Consider the following 19,265-nt stretch of genomic DNA (forward strand, 5'->3'; position numbering starts at 1 on the left):
CGGAGAACGCGTCCACCTTGTCGCCGTGCAGCAGGATGTCGACCTTCACGAGCTGCGCCGACTCCTCGCCGGTGGGCTCGTAGTCGAGCGAGGCGGCCTGGTGGCTCTTAAGTTGGGCCTGGCGGCCCAACTCCGGCCTGACGGCCGGAAGATGCTGGTGTGTCATGCCTGACGGCATGACAATGGGTGGTGTTCGGCCTGACGGCTCGATGGGTGGTGGGGTGTCAGTCCTGGCGGCCTGACGGTGGGAGTTAGTGAGTGAGGGGTTTGCCCCTGGCGGGGCAAAGAGGTACGCGGATTAGTGTTTGCTGGGGTGTCATGCCTGGCGGCATGACAGCGGATTGGTGTGGTGTTTGCCCCCTCCCTGACCGACAGGGAGGGGGCTATGTGTACGCCTTCCGGCACTGGTGATGTCATCTTGGTTTTTGGGCAGTGATTTGATTTGGTGTCTCTCTTCTCGGTCGTTAGAGGTGGCTCGTCCGTGGTGGCGCGGTGCAGGGTTTGGCCTGACGGCCTGACGGCCTGGCTGTTACTGGCGAGGGTGCAGCCGCGACTGGCTGGCAGGCTCTCGCTGGGCACCGAAAGCGGCCGGTTCCGTCACGGCCTTCTCCAAGTTGGGCAGAATCCTTAGTTGCCTGCCGAGCACGTCGAGCGAGCGTAACTCGCTCGACGTGGGCGCTTGTTGGTCAGGGAGTCTCCTTGTGACATGCTGCGCGTTGGCGTGCGGCCTGCAGCGTGTTTCGCTCGGTAGGTGCCCCCTCTGCCTCCCGCGGCAAGGAGAGTCGACACCCTCGGCCTGCTGCTGGGCGTGATGGTCACCGCGGCGGACATCGGCGACCGCGCTGCCGCGAAGGTGCTGCTTGAGCGGGTGACCGACGCTCACCACCGGCTGGAACTCGTCTGGGCCGACGGCGGCTACACCGGCAGCCTCGTCGAGCACTGCCTGGCCGGCCTCGCGCTGGTCCTGGCGATCGTCAAACGCAGCGACCACATGCGCGGCTTCGTGGTGCTGCCCAAGCGGTGGAACGTCGAGCGGCTCTTCGCCCACCCGATGCGAAGCCGCCGCCTGGTCCGGGACAACGATCCACCAGCAGCGCCAAGGCGATGATCTACTCATCGATGACCATGATCACGACCCGCCGCCCGGCCCGCTCACGCTCCGCGCGAGGGGGAACCGGCCCGGTGCCGGCTCGGCCAGCCAGCCCCGGGCGACCAGGCGTTCCGCCTTCGACCGCGGCCCCTCCACCTTGGCCGGCACCACGTCCAGGCCGAACGCGGTGGCCATCTCCTGTCAGATCCGCGGCCCTTGACCGAGACGGACTCGATCCTCGATCGAGGCCAGAATGCGCCGGTAGTCCACCGACAGTGCCGCCTGGCCCAGCCCCTCGCGCCACATCGGAACCTGTGACCTCGCCTTCACCACCAGAGGCGCGGACGCCTCCACCTCGGCTCCCGTCACAACACCCTCTGGCACCTCGGTGGCGACCACGCCGGCCGAGTCACCGCCCGGCGCGGACAACACCGCACTGACACGCTCCCGGGCGATCATCCACTCCGACCACTCCTGCTCGGCCACCACGAGCTCGGCCTGGACACGGTCCGCTTCCTCACGCAACCCGTCCACACGACGACGAGCGCCAAGCTCGTGCTGTTCCAGCAGTCCGACAACCGACGGCATCCGCGACCTCCACGACAGCGACGAAACGACACCCCATCACTCCCATCCCGACGCCGCCCCCACCCCTGAACAGCGAAAACACAGCCGTCAGACTCGGAACGACAACAGCGTCTCAGACCCTGTGCCGTGGTCGGGGCTGTACCCGTCGTTGAAAGGCGGCGCGGCCTTCTCCGGACGAGTCGGCCGAGCACAGAACCCAGAGGCTGCGTAGGCTGTCTACCAGCATCTGGGCGGGGCGCGACCCGGGAGGGTGTGCCTTACGCGCGGTGGTCCATTCCACGAGCATGCTGCCTGCCAGCCGGGCTGCTTCGGGTGAGTTCAGGTCGTAGTGGCGGCTACCTCCCCCCGTTGCCATATACCACACGGCGTCCAGGGACTCCCTGATCTGCTCTCGTAGGTGGATCAGGTCCTCGTCTGTGACCGCGAGAAAGGTCTCGAGTCTTTCCCGGCCGGAGGTTTCGCAGCGCTCTGCAAGTTGCTCGCTGTGGCAGTGTGCTGCGAGCAGCCACGCTGCGCGGGATTGGTCGGGTGGCCAGCTGAATGCCATAGCAGTACGTAGGTCTGCCATGAACACGGTGTCATGCGTAGGCAGGGCGGGAGCGTTCAGCCAGATCAGCACTCCGCGGACCCGTTCATCGAGCTCGGTGCGCGATGCTGCCGTCAGATCGCGTCGGCGTCGGAGATTGTCCCTCATCTGCCGAACGGCTTCCTTGTTCTGCATGTCGAGGGCCGCTGTGGCCTCAGCCCAGTCGTACTCAGGTCGAGCCTCGTCGCGGAAGTCCGCCGGAATCCGCTGCAGCTCCTCGTTCTGCCGGTCCCGGCTCTTGGCGTACTGGGGGAAGTATGCCTTGAGCAGTGCAACGCGGACAGGGTCGGAGGGAACAGGGACCTCGTTAAAGAACGCCAGGAGCGCCAGGACGTCGTTCGATCTGCATAGCGGGGCGCATGTCAGAAGCCCTGCCACGAGGATGGCTGTCTCCTGCGTATAGATATAACTGTTCCCCGTCCGCAGCAGGGTGCCCGGGCCGGGTCGGGAATCAGCCCGGCTGTGCGCCACCGCTCTAGCTGGTAGGGGCTCAATTTCAGTCCGGATGCTGCCACAGCCTGGATCAAGTGTCTGTCGGGGGCGCTGGGCACCGTTCTCACCATGACCTCAAACTACAAAGGCAGTGTCCTTAGTTTCAGGGGGTAAGCGCGGGGCGGGTTCGAGGCAGTGCTCTGCGTGATCAGCGGTTCGTGCGTCGCCCGAGTGAGGCCGCCGGGGAACGTCGCGGTGTGGCTTGCTGTTGGTACGCCCGTAGGTCTGTCCCGACCCCGCCGTTGGAGGGGCTGAGTGCCGCTCGCATCACGACCGCTGCGCAAGCGGGGGTTCCTGACCATCGGGCTGTTCGACGAGTCCGACCCGGGCCTGGGGCATGAGGCCACGCTCCAGCTGGACGAGCGGTTGGGCTTCGACAGCGCCTGGGTCCGTCACAGGCATCTGCAGTACGGCATCTCCTCGCCTGTCGCTGTTCTGGCGGCTGCGACCGCAGCGCACCCGGCGCATCGGGCTCGGCACCGCGATTACGCCGCTCGGCTGGGAGAACTCGCTGCGGCTCGCCGAGGACCTGGCCACGGTTGATGTGCTGTCGGGGGGCCGCCTCAATCCGGGTATCAGCGTCGGTCCTCCAATGTTCTACGACCGGGTCGAGGAAGTCCTATACCCGGAGACGGCGGACGCCGAGGACTTCGGGTACGGGCGGGTGGAACGGCTGCTGGACCTCGTGCGGGGCAAGCCTGCGACTGGTTTCAGCCGCAGGGAGGGTTTTGAAGCCTTCTCCGACCGGGTGCAGCCGCACTCACCGGGACTGATCCGGCGGATGTGGTACGGCGGGGGCAGCCTGCGGTCGGCCCGTTGGGCGGGCGAGCACGGGGTGAACTTGCTGAACGGCAGCGTCGTCAAGGCCGAGGGTCTTGAGCCTGAGGTCGCCGGCTTTGCCGCGATTCAGCTCTCGCACATCCGGGCCTTCCAGGCGGCTCACCCGGATGGGGAGGATGCCCGTGTTTCGCAGGGGCTGGTCGTTGTTCCTACGGACTCGGCGTCGCCCGAACAGCGGGCCCAGTATGAGCGGTACGCCGCCGAGCGGCTGCAGGCGCACGCGGCGTTCCGTGAGGTGGACGAGGTGACGCTTACGAGCAGATACTGGCCGATATCGCGTTGAAGCTGGCCCCTGCGCTGGGCTGGCAGCCTGGTACCTGAGTGGCGGGTCCGCTCGTACGCTGCCACGGCTGTGGCTGGTGCGAGACGCTCCGCGGTTGGTGATCGGCCTGCGGATGCGAGCGGGCTCCGGCCTCCGCCGTAGGGGGAGTTACCAGCGCATGTCGAGGGCGTCGAGTGCGCGGATGCGGTCGGTGGGCAGGTGTTCTTTGCGGCGGCGGGTGTTGCTGATCCACTGTCCGAGGCGTACGGGTTCACCGTCGAGGTCTTCGACGTGGCGCTGGGGAACTTCGAGGTGTCCTTCCCGCTGGTGGAAGGCGCGGGCGGCGGCCAGGCCCTGTTCTGGCTTGCGGGTAGCGGGTTTCCGCTTCTGCGGGGGCGGTTCGGTGTTCTGGGTGAGTCCGATGCCGGCCAGGAGGCGCTGCTGGGTGGGGTGCAGGCGTTGTAGGTGGAGGCGCTGGTTGTGGAGCCACTCCCCCAGGCGGTGCCCGTCATCGGTGATGTGGTTCCGGGGCACGTCGGTCAGATGGTTGCCGGCGTTGTGGTGTCTGCGGGCGGCGTGGTAGGCGCGGTGCCAGGTCAGGGGCCAGGGCGGGTTCCAGTACTGGTCGAGGTCGTGGAGGGCCTGGGTTCTGGCGGGGGTGAGGGTGTCGGCGCGTTTGCGTTGGGTGGCGAGCCAGCGGCCGAGGGCGAAGCCGTCGTGGTGGTGGTCGACGGGGACGGCGAGGTGGCCGTAGTGGTGGGTGTAGGCGGTGGCGTGGGCGAGGCCGCGGTCGAAGGCGTGTTGGTGGGGGTTCCAGATGATGCCGAGTCGTTCGAGGGCGGTGGTGCGGGCGGGGTCGAGGGCGCCGGTGGTGTGGAGGTGGCGTTGCCAGGTGAGCCAGCGGCCCAGGGGGTAGCCGTCGGGGTCTTCGTGGGTCTGGGGGGTGTCGAGGTGGTGGTGGGTGCGGTGGTAGTGGCGGGCCGCGGTGAGGCCGCGGCGCCATTCGGCGCTTTTGGGGTTGAGGACGCGCAGGGTGAGGGCGAGGGCGACTTCTTCTTGTTGGGTGGGGCGTTCGAAGTGGAGCCAGGCGCCGGGGTCTTCGGACCCTTGGGTGGGGCGGTGGGTGCGGGGGTCGGCGAGGCGTGCGGTGAGGCGTTCGTCGTGGGCGCGCAGGGCTTGGACGGTTCGCCACAGGGGGGTGTAGGCGTCGGCGCTGAGGAGGTCGTCGGGGTCTTCGTCGGGGGTGAGGTAGACGGGGACGATGAGGGTGGCCTTTTTGCCGGCGCCGGGGGTTTGGCGTAGGGCGCGGCCGACGGCTTGGACGGTGTCGACGGGGCTGTTCTTGGGGTCGGCGAAGACGACGGCGTCGATGGCGGGGACGTCGATGCCTTCGCCGAGGACGCGGGCGTTGGCGAGGACGGCGGGTTGTTCGGGGTGGGTGTGGGTGGCGAAGTCGAGGAGGATGCGGCGGCGGGTGCGGGGTGGGTGGGTGCCGCTGATCCACTGCGCCCACAGGCCTTGGGGCTGCAGGTCTGCGGGGAGGGCGGCTGCGGTGTCGGGGAGGGTGGTGGCGAAGGTGCGGGCGTCGGCGACGCGGTGGTGGAAGGTGAGGACGCGGCGGAGTTTGTGGTCGTGGATGGCTCTGAGTACGGCGACCTGGTGTCCGGCGAGGCGGAGGCCGTCGGCGCCTGCGCCGCGGTTGGTGGCGAGCCAGTCGCGGAGGTCGGTGTCCTGGATGACGGGGACGAGGATCTGGTAGTCGGCGAGGAGGCCGAGGTCGATGGCGTCGGAGAGGGTGAGGCGCCAGGCGACGGGGCCGAAGAGGATTTCGTCGTCCATGGAGGCGACGGGGGTGTCGCTGTGGTCGGTGTCGGGGTCCCAGATGCGGGGGGTCGCGGTGAGGTAGAGGCGGCGGGCGGCGGGGACCTGGTCGTCGTGGTGGATGCCTGCCCAGGCTTTTCCGAGGCGGCCGGCGGTGCGGTGGGCCTCGTCGACGACGACGAGGTCCCAGGGCGGCAGGTGGTGGTCTCGGTGGGCGTTGATGACGGTGGGGAGGGAGGCGTAGGTGGCGTAGACGGTGACCGGGCCGGTGGGCGGGGTGAGTTCGGTGAGCTCGTCGGGTTTCGTGGTCATGGGGAGGTTGCCGGCTGAGGGGTGGTCCATGGCTTGGCGGGTGGAGCAGACGGCTACCGCCGGGGCTTTGTGGCCGGCTGTGTGCCAGGAGCGGACGGTCTGGGAGAGCAGGTCCAGGGTCGGGACGAGGACCAGGACCCGCCCGCGGGGTGCGATACGTGTGGTGGTGCGGGCGGCGATGAGGGTTTTCCCGGTCCCGCAGGCCGCGATGACACTGGCCCGGGGGTGGGTGCGCAGGGTTTTGACTGCGGCGGTGACGGCTTCTTTCTGATGGGGGCGGAGCTCGATCGCGGCGGTCGGCATGCTCTCCTGGCCGGTTCCTGGTCGGGACGGTGTCTTGGTGTGCTGCGCGGATGCGGTGGTTGCTGGGGTCGGTGAGGGGGGGGGTTGGTTGGTGTTCTGCCCTGTCTGGTGGTTCTGACGTTACAGATCGGTGTTGATCAACGGGCGCAGTGTGGAGCCGTTGCGGTGTTTCATCACGTTGAGCTGGCTGGGGATGCGGCGGCTGAGTTCGGCGACGTGGCTGACGATGCCCACTGCCCGGTTTCCGGCGCGGAGTTGGTCCAGGACGTCCATGACTTCTTGGAGGTTCTGTTCGTCGAGGGTGCCGAAGCCTTCGTCGATGAACAGGGTTCCCAGGGGGCGGCCGCTGGCTTCCTGGGTGACGACGTCGGCCAGGCCGAGGGCAAGGGCGAGGGAGGCGGTGAAGGTTTCGCCGCCGGAGAGGGTGGAGGTTTCGCGTTCGGTGCCGGTCCAGGTGTCGAGGATTCTCAGTCCCAGGCCGGACTTGAGGCGTCCGCGTCGGCCTGCGTCCTTGTCGGCTGTGTGCTGGAGGAGGTAGCGCTCGGAGGTCATGGCCTGGAGCCGGATGTTGGCTGCGTCGGCGATCTCTTCGAGACGGGCGGCCAGGACGTAGGCCTCAAGTTCCATGCTGAGGGTGTTGGCGGTGGTGGTGGCGGAGGCGATGCTGGCCAGACGGTCGGCGAGGGCGTGGCGGGCCTGCAGGGGTTCCAGGTCGCAGAGGCGGGCTTTGAGGGTGGAGATCAGGTGGGTGAGGGCGGTGACGCAATGATCGGTTTGCTGGCGGTCGGCGGCGGTCTTCTTGGCTCGTTCTTCGGCCTCGGTCAGGGCTTTGGATGCGGCTTGGGGGTCGGCGGGGGGCTGGAGGCCGGCTTCCAGGAGGGCCGGGGTTTCCAGGAGGTCGGTGACGACGGCGTCGTCCTTGCCCCACTGGTCGAGTTCCTGGCTCCACTGTTCGAGGAGCGCTGGGTCCTGGAGGGCGGCGGTTGCTTCGTCGAGCGTCAGGAACCCGGCGTCGTGGGCAGTGGTGGTGGCGATGGTCGTCGCGTCCAGGTGGCGGACGGCTGCTTCGGCTGCTTTCTGGGCGGCGTCGATGGTGTCGGACAGGCTTTTGGCGATGCGGCTGAGTTCGGTGATGCGCTCGTCGAGGGTGGTGGCGGTGCCGCGTGCGGCGGCCAGGGTGTGGGCGAGGGCGGTTTGCTGCTGGGCCAGGGTTTTGGTGCGTGCCTGGCATTCGGTCACACGGGCCTGGGCTGCCTGGCACTGCTGGGTGCGGGTGTCGTGTTCTGTGCGCAGGCGGGTCAGGGTTTCCTGGGCTGAGGGCAGTGCGGCGGCGGCCTCGCATGCGCTCTGGTGGGCCTTCTTGGCCTTGGTGAGCTGTGTCTTGAGCTCGTCGCTGGGGGTGGGGCCTGCTGCTCCGGATGCTTCGGCGTGCTGGGTGGCGAGGTCGTGGCGGTGGCTGCTGGCCTGGGCGTGGAGCGTGTCGGCCCGCTCGTGAAGGGTGCGGGCTTTTTCCTCGTCCTCGCGTGTGGGCTGGTCGGGTTGGCGTTGGGCGGGCTGCGGGTGGTCTGGCGAGCCGCAGACCGAGCACGGGGTCCCGTCGGTGAGTTCGCTGGCGAGTTCTCCGGCCATGCCGTCCAGGCGGCGTTCGCGTAGGTCCAGCCACAGCCTTTTGGTTTCGAGGGCCTCAGCGGCACGGTCGGTTTCCGTTTTCGCGGCTGAGGCGAGCTTGCCGGTGAGGGTGTCGCGGAGGCGTGCGGCCTTGAGGTGGGCGTTGAGTGTCTGGATGTCCTGCTCGTGTTGCGGTACTTGGTCGGCTGCCTTGGTCATGTTGGCGATGCGGCCGGTGTGTTCTGTCTCCAGTGCAGGCCATACGGTCAGCCATTGCTCGTCTTCCTCGAGGTCGGCTCTTGCCTGCTCTTCTTTGGCGTTGAGGTCGGTGATCTGGACGCCGAGCTGTGTGTGCTGCTGTTCGTCCGGCAGCAGCCCTTCGGCTCGCCCCCTCTCGGCGTGGTGCTGTTCAAGGGCGGCCCTCAGTTGGGGAATTGACGTGTCTCGGTGCTCGTCGGGCAGCAGCAGGCGGGCGTCGTTCTCGGCGCTGGTGGCTGTGCCCAGGGCGAGTGCTGTGCGCTCCACGGTGTCCAGGAGGGGGCGCAGTTGTTCTGCGCGCCGTCCGGTGTCCAGTTGCGAGCGGAGCCGGGGGTGGTCGGCGGCCTTGTCGTTGAGAGCTGCACGGCGTGCTCGGGCCTGCGCGTGCTGGGTTTGGTGGTTGGCAAGCTCGATGGTGCGCTGATGTTCAGTCTTGGCGTTCCGGTGCTCGATGTCGCTGCGTTGCTCGTCGGCCACGGCTGTGGCGTGGGCGCTCCGAGCCCGGGCGCTCAGGTGCTGGGCCCAGGGCAGTAGGTCGGCCGGGTGCTGAGGGTCGGGACGGGATACCTCTTCCGTGCCGGTGCCCTCCTGGTGAACGAGGCGGCCTGCTTCCTGGTGGATGCGTTCGCCGAGCTGCCGCAGGGTGGAAGTGACCTCGTTGAGATTCTCCTGAGCAGCTTTGCTCCGGTTGGTGAGCCAGGCCTGCAGTTCCTGGAAGCGTCCGGTGTCAAAGAGGCGGCGCAGCAGCACGGTGCGGTCCTTGGCGTCGGACCGCAGGAAGGTGGCGAAGTCGCCTTGGGGCAGGAGGACGACCTGGCAGAACTGTTCCTTGGACAGGCCCAGGGCCGCTTCGATCTCTCTGGCGGTGTCCTGGTGGTTGGCGCTGACCGGCTCCCACTTCGCAGCACCGTCTGTAGTGCTGGTCTGTTGGTGGAGCTCGACGGTGGCCTCGGCGGTGGCGGTGCCGGTTTTGGCGCGTGTGCTGGGGTAGGACTGCCTGGGCTTTCGCGTGATCTTGAGACGGCGTCCGGCTGCGCTGAACTCCAGAATGACCTGGGTGCGCGTTCCGGTGGGGGCGTGGTCGCTGCGCAGGCGGTGGGTGGGGCGGATGCCGGGCACAGTGCCGTAGAGGGCGAAGCAGACAGCGTCCAGGATGCTGGTCTTCCCGGCTCCGGTGTCGCCGCGCAGCAGGAATAGACCGTTGCTGGTCAGGGCGTCGAAATCGACGGCTTCCGTACGGGCGAAGGGCCCGAATGCCTGGACCGTCAGGTGGTGGAGGTACATCAGCTGGCCTCTCGTGCGGCGGCTGCGGTGCGGACGCTTTCGAGTCCTTCTCGCAGTAGGTTCTGCTCCGGGGTGGTGGCGGGAGTGCCAGTGACGTGGTCGAGGAAGCCGAGCGTGATCTCGTGGTCGCTGCGGCCGTTGACCCGGGAGCGGTAGGACTCCTGTGAGGTGGGGTGCTGGTGGGAGAAGCTCAGCTTCAACGCGTGAGGGAAACGCTGTTTCAGGCGTTCCATGGCCATGTGGGGCCGGTTGGTGTCGGTGAGCGTGATGTGCAGCCAGCAGTCCTCGGACTCGGCGTGCTCGGGTTGGGTGAGCAGGTCGTTCAGGGGGCCGGTCAGCTGACGCAGGCGGCGGGTCACGGGACAGAGGATCTTGCGGGCTGTGACGTCGGAGCCGGCGTCCAGGTCGATCAGCCACGTGGCTTTGGGATGGTCGGCCTCGGAGAAGGAGTAGGCCAGCGGGGATCCGCTGTAGCGGATGCGTTCGCTGATCTCTTGGCAGCGGTGCAGGTGCCCCAGTGCCACGTAGTCGGCGCCGGTGAAAACTGAGGCGCTGACTGAGGGAACACCGCCAGCGGTGATGTCACGCTCGCTGTCGCTGATGTCCGCTCCGGTCACGAAGGCATGGGCCAGAACGACAGACCTGGTGTTGGCGGGACGGGTCGCGAGATCGGAGCGGACTCTGTCCATCGCCGCGGTGAGCACAGCCTGGTGGCTGGGCTTCTCAGCCCCGAACTGCGTATGGACCAGGCCGGGTTCGAGGTAGGGCAGGCCGTAGAAGGCGACCGGTCCGTGCTCGTCGTGCAGTATGGCCGGGCGGGCGCAGTCCTCCACACTGGTGCGCAGGTGGATCCCCGCGCGCTCGATCAGCCGGGAGTTGACGCCCAGGCGGCGCGGCGAGTCATGGTTACCGCTGATCATGACGAGCGGTACCTGAAGGTCGGCGAGTTCCCCGAGGACCCAGTTGAACAAGTCGATCGCGTCGAGGGGCGGGATGGCCCGGTCGAAGACGTCGCCTGCTACCACCACCGCCTCGACATGCTCCTGGCGCACCGTGCTCAGCAGGTGCTCGAGGAAGGTGCGCTGCTCCGCGAGGAGCGGCTCCCGGTGCAGTTGACGGCCCAGGTGCCAGTCCGAAGTGTGCAAGATCCGCATGAACGCAGACCGTAGCCACCGAGGCGGGTGCTACGGGCGGCTTTACCGATAAACGCCCTTGACTCTGAACTGAGCAGGTATACGAAGAATGGTTCTCCTGCCGGCAGCCTCGGGGAACGGTTCAGAGGGGCCGGCAGCGATCACACGTTCCCTCAGGGTGCGCAGGGTCGTACTCCCCCGGGCCGGTCCTCGGCACGCCACCGACAGGTCGTGGTGCCGGGCGCCGGCTTCGTCAGCTCGGCCGTGAGCGGGCGGTCAGCCATGGTGAGGATGATGCGCCATTCCCCTGCTGACGGTGCCGATGGACGGGTGCCGCCACCTGCCGCCCCCGCCTCACAGGACCGGTAGGAACACGTTGTGGCGATCACAGCCGCGCCAGTGGCAGCCCGTTCACGGAGGCGGCAAAGACAGTCCAGTGATGGGAAGGAGCCAGGGAGTACCTCCTGCAGCACCGGCAGCCGCTGAACGGTACACCTCCGGAGCCCGGAGGCCGGCCCTCTCGGTCACCGGCTCGGGCCCCGTAGCAAGTGCAGGAAGAGAGGCGGGAGCGGCGGAGGCGCTGCTTGGGCGGACCTACGGGTTGGTCAGAGCAGCCCCGGTGCTGACGGAAGAGCTGTGTCTTTGGTCATCAACGTGTGCGTGTTCGTGGATCCGGCCGTCTGCTCCCAGCCCTGGTGCTTCCAGAACCCCAGTGCCTTCTCCCAGTCCGCGTCCCTCTTGTGAACCTTCAGGTAGGCCCCAGGGCGGCCCTCGCGGGCCAGCTCCGCCATGACGTGGTTTTCCAGCAGTGCGCTGTATCCGCGGCCGCGGTGTTCCTTGTCGGTGATCAGGTACGCGAGGTAGACAGGCCAGGTACGGCCTGCGATCTCCTTCGGGCTCTGCCGATGGACTACAGCCACCGACACCGCCGCGCCAGCGTCATCCAGCACCCACACGCCTCGCCGCGCGCCGTCTCCGCACTCCGTCTGCTCCCGCAGATCCGCTTCCCACCGGGCCGGTCTGCGCTCTTCCTCCCATACCTGGGTCAGGAGCTCGATCACGGGTTGGCAGTCGTCCGGCGTGGCCAGGCGCAGCAGAGGATTCGGCACCCCGCCAGTATGAACGGCACGCCTCGGACAGCTCGTTCGTCGTGATGATTCTGGTCCGGGGGGGTGCCGAAGGGCTTCGGAACAGCGCCTGTTGCGGAGGCCCTTTCATGAGCACAGATCCTGGCGGGCTGGGCCTTCGAGAAGCTGGGCCTGCGGAGCGCCGGTAGGGCCGCCGGGCTCGCCGGGCAGGCGTGTACGGGCGCCGTCTTCGCATTGCGGCCAGGCACCGGAAACTGGTGTTAGGCGCACAGGCTCCGCCGTCCGGGCCGGCAGTGCTTCCGGTGGCCCATCCTGACAGCACCAGGTCGGCCTATGGCGGGCGCGTGTGACTGCGACGCAGGCGAGGCAGGCTCCGGCTTCACCGATGGAAGCAAGGACAGGGCGCCCGTGTGTGGGCAGTCGAGACGGTGACGTGGGCGGTTCCTCGGGACCGAGGTTGCCTTGCGCACGCATTTCCCTGCGTTTGATTCACTTTCGAATCTTTCATCAGCGATTGTCAGTGCCGTGCCCGACGATCCTCTGCATGAGCCTCACCAGTGAACTCGACGACCCGAACTCGCCTATCTCCTGTTTCATGGCCAGGGAGTTGCCCGCAACTTCCCGGATCACCGGCAGTCTGCCCACCCAGCTGCCCCTAGTCATCAGAACGAATCTGCGTTGAGCACGCCAACGCCGAGCACACGCAGTGGCGGACGCTCCAGCGGTACCTCGGACGCCGCGAGCACTTCGAGGAAAGCTACTCGGCGGTGGCTGGCCTGGTCTCCGACCTCATCGGCAAGAGGTGATCACCCACCCGACAACACGCCAGGTCAACACGCCCCGACCTCAATCGCGCACAACGTCGTAAGCTGGGTGACTTCTACGAGCCGCCTCGCAGGGGGCTCGTAGACCGGTCCCTGGAAGCGGAGACCGGCGCTCAGGGTTTCAGTGCGCGCCTGGCACTCGGCCCGAGAAACGCGGGGCAGCCCACAGCCGGCGAGCGGCATGCCGAACGGTTGGAGAAGGCTCTGGCGCATCTTCGCGAGAGGTGCAGGGCTCACACTCAAGAGCCAGCACTATGCCAGGAGCTGGGAGCGGGTGCCTGGCTGGAGTTCTGCGGGCTCTTCCTCTACGGCGCGGCGGCCAGGGACCTGGGGCTCCGCGACGACGGCGTTTTCACCTGGAGGTCACTGGAAGAGGACCGTCGCCGGCACCGTGACGACGAATTCTGCGGCCACATCCAGCTGCTGCTCTGCGGTTCGATCCAGCACGTGCGGGATCACCCTGACCATCCGCCCAGCAGGATGGGGTCCGGCTCGGACTGGCTTCACGATCTGGCAGCGGATCCGGTCGCTCGGGAGGCCCGGGGTGATACGTCGCTCCCGAGTACGCTGGGCTCCACTCGCCTCAAAGACCAGGAATTCGCGGCTCGTTCCGCGCTCGCGGTGCATACCGATCACCGGACGGCCGGCTATCTACGCGGGCACGCACGGGTGCCGTGCAACTTCCCGCCGAAGCCTCTGCGGCATCGGCTGATCATCGCGACCCCCTTGTACGTCGAAACCGGGCTGCAGCCCCCGCCGGCGGAGGTGGCCTCGGCCGTCCCACTCACGACGGGATGGCTCACGCGCTGGCCCCGTCGGTGCCCGTGACTCCTGACGGTGCACACTACTGTCCGCGATCAGCCACACCACTGGAGCGCCAGGCGTCGTTACGGCTGTCCGGGCCTTACTCCTCAGCCAGACTTCCATAGCGCCCTTCGAGACTCACTCGCGCAGGAGAACCGTGTGGGTCGGGCCGGTGCTCGTGTGCCTGAACAAAAGGCCGAGTAGACGTGAAAGTCTGCCTCCGAGCTGCAGCCCCGGAAGCGGGGCCGCTCATTCCGTAACGAGGCTGGCGTCTAGCAGCAGCTGCACGAGGCCCTGCTGGCCGAGCTCAACGCGGGCCGGTCTCGACAGGTCGCATGCAGTGGTCGATTCCAGCCGTGAACATGAAAGGGAACGAACGTGCTGCCGTTCATGGTCGCACTGTGGCGTTCTCCGGGGTGTACACGCATCTGCCACGATCAGCCAGGACGACACCCGGGCATCGCTTCCCGTGGCTGTGGAATCGGCGGTGCGCCCTGCAGCCGGCGCGAGGTCAACGAGGGCGCCAGGTACGGATTTCCAAATGGACGATGTGGGCGTCGGGGTGGATCCGGCCGGTTTCGACCAGCCACCGGTGAATGGCGGTGGTGACATCGCCGCCCGCCGCGTCGACACGGCGGGCGATATCGGCTGCCGCGAAACCACCCGTTGTGGCGGACCCGTAGGAGCGTTCCTCGGTGTGGTCGGCGCGCTGGATGACGTCGCGGCGGATACCGGGTGAGTCGGTGCGGCTTCCCGACACGTGGACGTAGCCGGTCTTGGCGAGGCGCACGGTGAAGGCCAGGCGCAGGCCCTGGCGGGCGGCTTCGGCGATGAGTGGGCGTAGCCGGGCGGAGCCGGAGGCGATGGCCTGTGCTCCGGCGCGGCCGGTGCCGGTGCCGGTGGGGGTGATGAGGACGGCTTTGGTGCGGACGCGGGCTCGGGTGCCGCTGGCGGTGGTGCGGCGTGTGGTGTGGGGAGCGGCGATCGTGGCGAGTTCGGTGATGTCGCTGATGCCTGCGGTGTGGATGGCGGTGAGGACCTGGGTGAGGGCGGGGACGAAGGCTGCGCCCTTGTTCTTTGTGTAGAACTGGGAGACGAGGGAAGCGTCGCGGTTGATGATGCGGGCGATGTCGCGTTTGGTGTAGCCGGCTTGTTGGAGCTGGTCGGCCAGACGGGCTGCTTCATTGAGGTGTGGGCGCGCGGCGGGGCGGCGGCGGGGCGGCATCAGGACCCCTCGTTGGTGCGCGTGGCCGGCGGGGTGGTGCGGCCCTTGTCGCGCAGGGTCAGGAGTTCGTCTTCGCTGGTGGGGGCGGTGACGGGCCCGGTGAGGTGGCCCTTGTTCAGGTAGTCGCCGGGCTGCCCGTGGTGGGGCCATGGTTGGGGCTGGGTGAGGTAGACGGCGTCGGTGCGGAAGGCGACGACGCTGCCGGGCGGGGCGTGGAGGGCTCCGGCGTAGGTGTTGTCGTCGCGGTGGCGCTGGGAGAGCAGGGCGGCTCGGGCGGAGGACCAGATGTGGGCGGCCCATTCGGGGTGGGCGTGGGGGTCGCGGGTGAAGCCGGTGGGGCGTTGCCAGGTGATGGTCTGGTCGTCGAATCCGATGATTTCGGCGTCCGGTGGGACGTCGCGCTCCATGGTGCGGGGGGTGGTGCCGGTGACGGTGCGGGGGCGTTGGGCGAAGGCGCCGATGCCGTAGAGGAGGATGGCGCGGACGGCGCGGGCGGCGAGGTGGGCGGCGGTGCGCTGGTCGGGGTCGCCGTTCAGGTCGGCCTGGGCGGTGAGGGAGGACCAGGCTTCCTTGAGTTTCTTGGACCAGTCGTCGAGTGGTTTTCCGTCGTCGAAGAGGATCCCGTCGAGGATCTCGATCTTCCACGGCGTGTGGGGGTTGGACAGGGCGGTGTGGATTTCGGGTCCGCCGGCCCAGGTGATGAAGGTGGTGCCGGGGGTGGCGGGGTAGTGCCAGGCGCGGTCGCCGGGAGCGGGTGCGGGGAGGATCCCGACGTGGGTCCAGGTGTCGGGGACGGTGACGCGGACGTGCCAGTGGCCGCAGGCGAAGAGGGCTTTGGTCTGTTCTTTCTGGGACCAGGACGCGAATGTGGCCGCGGTGATGCGGCGGGGGGTGCCGACTCCGGATTTCCAGGTGTGTTTGGCGTAGGCGAAGGTGCGGTCGTACTCGACCAGGGCGGGGAGCTGTGCGGGGACGTGGGGCGGGGTGATGAGTTGGGTGCGGCCCTGTCCGGCGGTGGTGTGGAAGAGGCCGCGGAGCTCTTCGGACAGGACCGGGTAGCCGTCGGCGTGCTGGCCCTTGGTCGGGATGGTGCGGGTCCACAGGTCGCGGCCGGTCTGGGACGGTGAGCCCATCAGGACGGCGTCGGGCCAGTGGCGGCGCAGGGCCTTCCAGAGCAGGACGAACGCGTCACGGATGACGGCGGGTTCCGCCCCGTCGGTGTCGAACCACTCCCCCGCCGAACGGATCTCGACATGCTGGTCGCCGTGTTCGCGCTGGTAGCGGGCGACGGGGTTGCGGGGGTGGACGAAATGGCCGGCCATCCGGTCCTTGCCGCGGCCGGTATCGGTACGCCAGCCGGGGGTGGGGGCGTTCAGCCAGGCGGCGACGGTGTCCTTGAGGAAGGGGTGCTGGTCGGCCTGCCGGTGCCAGGGGGCGCCTGCGGTGATGTAGATCCGCTCGACTCCGCCGGGCAGGGCGTGGAAGACGGTGTTCAGGATTTCCGCGGCGCTGCCGGTCGGCAGGTCGATGCGGAACGTTTGGTCGCGGTGGACCAGTACACCGGTGTGGGTGTCGAGGAAGACGGTGCTGCGGGCCTGCTGGGTGAAGTTCGGGTGTGTGGAGACGAGGTTGGTGGTGTGGGTGAACCAACGGTCCCCGCCAGGGCCTTCGGGGATCCTGGGAAGAGTGCGCTGCGCTTCCTGGGTCGCGGGAGGGCCGGCAGTGGCCGGGGCAGGCTTGGAGGGGGCTGCGGGCCGTTCGGGTTCCGCTGCCGGTTCAGGGGCGGGGCGGGTCATGGCCGGGGCGACCGTTTTTGCCTGGGAGGGGGGCTGTGCGTGTTCGGTGCCGCTGGGCCGTGCTGTGTCCCCGGCGGGCTCGGGGGCTGGGACGGCTGCGGCGGGCGAAGTTGCCGGTTCGGGCGACGGGGGCTCGGAAGCGGGGTTTGGCTGTGTTGCGCTGGTGAGCCGGTCGGGGGCGAGGATGGGGGCGATCGCCACGATGTCGGCCAGGCTGAGTCCGGCGGCGGGTGCGATGCGCTCCGCCTTCGCTTTCTCGTATCCCGCGAGCGCGGTGATCTTGCGGGCGCGGTCCGTCTCCAGTTTCGCCAGCGTGACCTGCGCCTTTCTGATGCTGTCCCGCAGGGCGCGCAGCTCGGCCAGCTCCGCGTTGTAGGTCTTTGCGTCCATCACGATTCCTTGTGCCTGCGGGTCAGTTGGCGGAGCTGCTGTGGGTGGGGACGTACGCGATCGCGCCGCTGGAGTGCGAGGGCAGGCGGGTGCCCAGGAGGAGGTCCGCGATGTCCCGGTCGGTTTGCTGCGGTGCGGTCAGGTGCTTGGCGGGGGTGGCCAGGTCGGTGACGTGCCCGGCCAGGACAGCGTCCGGAAAAGCGTGCCGGCCGCCGTTGCCCCTTTCCCAGCGGTTCAGGCCGGTGAGGACGGCCACCACGTAGCCGGACAGGGTCACCGGCAGCACTCCTCCGGCCGCCACACTCGCGGCATCACAGCGCCACCAGCCCCTCAAGCGGTTGAGGAGTATGTCGGGGCCAAGGCCTGCCGCGTATCCGATCGGCTCTTGGTGGTTGTCCTCGCTGGGGCGTGCCGCGTCGACTCGCAGTACTGCAACTTCTTTGACGTTGAGGCGGTTCAAGGAGGGGTGGGCGCGCTCCTGCAGGGCTCGGACCACCCAGAGAGGTGTCATCACGCGAACGCCGCGACGGGAGAGTTCCGGGAGCACGCCTGCGGTGATGAGGCGCCGGTAGGTCGTGACGGCGCAGCCAAGTTCCTCGGCGGCTTGGCCTGTGGTGAGCAGCATGACGAGTCTTCATATCGGTCGGGGTGTCTGCTGCCGTGACGCTACCGCCACCCTCACCGACTATGCAAGTTGTATCAGTTATCTGATTCGACTCGTTGATCTGTTGCACCTGCCTGCGAATTCAGCGTCCAAGGGGGTGACCGTCAACCGCGTCTGCCGGCGGCAAGGCGCCCGCCGTCATTGGCACCCGGAGCGGCCGACGTGCCTGCCGTGGCGCTTCGGAGACGAACCGCCCGCACCGGCTGCCACACAGGTGCGGGTCGGCAGCCGGCCATGTCTGACGCCCTGGTCAGCCGGAAGAACCAAGTTCATCGAGCCACGCGCGGGCGGCGCCGGCGGCACGGCGGATGACCTGTTCCTCGGCACCGACCCTGCTGGGCACCCCGACCCTTCGGTTGAGGGCTGCATTCACCTCCCGGTGGGTGATACCTGTCGCCTTGACCAGGTCGTTGACCATGGCTGTCAGTCGGGCGCGAGGGTTTGGATCGGTGTCGGGCCCACTGTCGTACTGCCCGTCCCACTCGGGTTCAGGGTCACACTGCGCCTCACGCTCCGAGCAAGCTCCGCAGAACTCCAGGACACTGCCTACCTGCGCTTTCCCGCAACTCACGCACACCCAGCTGTCGCAGTTCGCACACGACATCGAGGCCCCATCGGAGTCGCTTCCCCCCACCTGGTCCAGCGAGATGCACTGGCCGATGCACGGCCGCGGCGTGAAGGTGAAGGGTTTCAGATCGACGCCCCGGGCTTGGAGCGCGGCGCGTTCTGCCTTCCAGCGGGCGTTGCACTCCTCCCGGGCACGGTCGCGTGCCTGCTGGCAGGCTTTCTGTTCCTCGGGGGTGAGATGACCAAAGCAGGCGGCCACGGGCGGCGGCAGGTCATCGTAAGCCGGCCATTCGGCGGCCGGGCGGCGGCATCGACTGCCTGTGGTCTTGCCGCGCCGAGTGCATCCTGATGCCTGCCCCTCGGTGATCTCCTTCCTGCCAGGCCTGGAGGAGGCCTCCTTGGGCGGCGTCTGAGGCACCTGCGCGGGCGCCGTACCCTCATCCGCGGCCTTCAGCTTCGTTTGCAGGACCTGTCGCCAGTCCTCGCCGATCTCGGGGAGCGCGGCAGCGGCACGCACCCCGTTGACCTGCAGCCCATGGCGCCCCGCGACGTGTACGAACACCAGCTCAATGGCTGCGAGGACCTCATCGGTGAATTGAGGAACGAGAGGTGACGGCACGATGAGGATGGCATTCGCCTGCTCTGCGAACCGACTGCTGCACAGAGGTTCCACGTCTCCTACCTCCGCCAGCAGGGCCGCGGCCCGGTTATCGCCCCGCTCATGCATCAGGAATGCTGTTTGGCCCAGCGCGCGGTGCAAAGTGAAGGCCGCTGACGCGTCCGGCTGGGATGGCGGGGCAGGAGCGGCGGCGGGTACGTGCAGCGGCGTTGCCGGGCCTGCCGGGCTGAGAGTCAGAGGCGCGGGTGGTGCATTGCCGAGGACCGACTCAACGGCGGCCGGGCGGCTGAGCACCTCTTCGAGTGCCTCCTCAAGCACGCTGATGGAGCCCGAACTGTCGAAGTTGTCCACCGCACCCTGATCGACCCAGGCCAGCGTCAGTACGGCACCATCGTAGAGAAACCCCGTCACGTTCTGGCTCAGCAGGATCCAGGTGAACCGCCGCCGTTTCTTTGCCGCTTCCAGCACCTGCGGCCACAGCCCCTGCATGACCGCTGTCTCATCCGTCATACTCGCTCCCCATGTGATGCGCTTTCAGCAGCGTAGAAACAGACACTGACAAGTCTTCAAACGAATCTCGCCCAGAGCAGGAACGACGCCAGGCTGACCGCCGCTTCACAGGAGGCGGTGATCCTGTCGTATCTGGTGGAAGTGCTTCAGTCAGTTGAAGCACCGATCCACGGTGTTGCGGCGGCGGTAGGTCCGCGGTCG

At 68.0% G+C, this 19,265-nt stretch carries 11 protein-coding genes and 2 pseudogenes; 3 read left to right on the forward strand and 10 right to left on the reverse strand.

The features are described 5' to 3' along the window. Positions 1-751 precede the first annotated feature (751 nt). Positions 752-1,108, forward strand: coding sequence for a transposase (locus ACWCWD_RS36130; RefSeq protein WP_450779746.1), 357 nt, complete (start codon positions 752-754; stop codon positions 1,106-1,108). A gap of 21 nt (positions 1,109-1,129) precedes the next feature. Here ACWCWD_RS36130 and ACWCWD_RS36135 read toward each other — a convergent pair. Both ACWCWD_RS36135 and ACWCWD_RS36140 read right to left on the reverse strand, forming a co-directional pair. Next, a pseudogene (locus ACWCWD_RS36135) lies at positions 1,130-1,678 on the reverse strand (hypothetical protein). Positions 1,679-1,790: 112 nt separating this feature from the next. Beyond that, positions 1,791-2,642 carry a hypothetical protein gene (locus tag ACWCWD_RS36140; protein WP_450779748.1) on the reverse strand — a complete coding sequence of 284 codons (852 nt, stop codon included), beginning with the start codon at positions 2,640-2,642 and terminating at the stop codon, positions 1,791-1,793. 369 nt (positions 2,643-3,011) lie between these two features. On the opposite strand from ACWCWD_RS36140, the pseudogene ACWCWD_RS36145 reads away from it, so the two are divergent. Next, positions 3,012-3,917 (forward strand): annotated as a pseudogene (locus ACWCWD_RS36145) (LLM class flavin-dependent oxidoreductase). A gap of 109 nt (positions 3,918-4,026) precedes the next feature. Here ACWCWD_RS36145 and ACWCWD_RS36150 read toward each other — a convergent pair. The 4 genes from ACWCWD_RS36150 to ACWCWD_RS36165 form a co-directional block, all read right to left on the reverse strand. Beyond that, positions 4,027-6,294 carry a Helicase associated domain protein gene (locus ACWCWD_RS36150; RefSeq protein ID WP_450779750.1) on the reverse strand — a complete coding sequence of 756 codons (2,268 nt, stop codon included), beginning with the start codon at positions 6,292-6,294 and terminating at the stop codon, positions 4,027-4,029. Between the two features lie 120 nt (positions 6,295-6,414). Continuing rightward, on the reverse strand, positions 6,415-9,444 hold the full coding sequence (locus tag ACWCWD_RS36155) for an AAA family ATPase (protein ID WP_450779752.1): 3,030 nt from the start codon (positions 9,442-9,444) through the stop codon (positions 6,415-6,417). Continuing rightward, the gene (locus tag ACWCWD_RS36160) at positions 9,444-10,598 is read right to left on the reverse strand and encodes an exonuclease SbcCD subunit D (protein WP_450779753.1); all 1,155 of its coding nucleotides are present in this window, start codon (positions 10,596-10,598) and stop codon (positions 9,444-9,446) included. The genes ACWCWD_RS36155 and ACWCWD_RS36160 overlap by 1 nt, the downstream gene beginning before the upstream one ends. Positions 10,599-11,182: 584 nt before the next feature. Next, complete coding sequence (locus ACWCWD_RS36165; RefSeq protein WP_450779755.1) at positions 11,183-11,686, reverse strand: GNAT family N-acetyltransferase; 504 nt, start codon at positions 11,684-11,686, stop codon at positions 11,183-11,185. Between the two features lie 848 nt (positions 11,687-12,534). On the opposite strand from ACWCWD_RS36165, the gene ACWCWD_RS36170 reads away from it, so the two are divergent. Next, entirely contained in the window at positions 12,535-13,317 is a 783-nt protein-coding gene (locus ACWCWD_RS36170) for an SAVMC3_10250 family protein (RefSeq protein WP_450779787.1), read from the forward strand. A gap of 487 nt (positions 13,318-13,804) precedes the next feature. Here the strand turns inward: ACWCWD_RS36170 and ACWCWD_RS36175 are convergent, their stop codons facing one another. From ACWCWD_RS36175 to ACWCWD_RS36190, 4 genes are all read right to left on the reverse strand, one after another. Next, positions 13,805-14,518 carry a helix-turn-helix domain containing protein gene (locus tag ACWCWD_RS36175; RefSeq protein ID WP_450779757.1) on the reverse strand — a complete coding sequence of 238 codons (714 nt, stop codon included), beginning with the start codon at positions 14,516-14,518 and terminating at the stop codon, positions 13,805-13,807. Then, positions 14,518-16,704: a hypothetical protein gene (locus tag ACWCWD_RS36180; protein WP_450779759.1), complete on the reverse strand. Its 2,187-nt coding sequence runs from the start codon at positions 16,702-16,704 to the stop codon at positions 14,518-14,520. Before ACWCWD_RS36180 ends, ACWCWD_RS36175 begins: the two co-directional genes overlap by 1 nt. Before the next feature lie 22 nt (positions 16,705-16,726). Beyond that, a complete protein-coding gene (locus ACWCWD_RS36185) occupies positions 16,727-17,329 on the reverse strand; it encodes a DNA-binding protein (protein ID WP_450779761.1) in 603 nt (200 codons plus the stop codon). Positions 17,330-17,618: 289 nt separating this feature from the next. Next, a complete protein-coding gene (locus tag ACWCWD_RS36190; protein WP_450779763.1) occupies positions 17,619-19,064 on the reverse strand; it encodes a hypothetical protein in 1,446 nt (481 codons plus the stop codon). Positions 19,065-19,265 lie beyond the last annotated feature (201 nt).

The organism is Streptomyces sp. NPDC001493, from assembly GCF_053597235.1.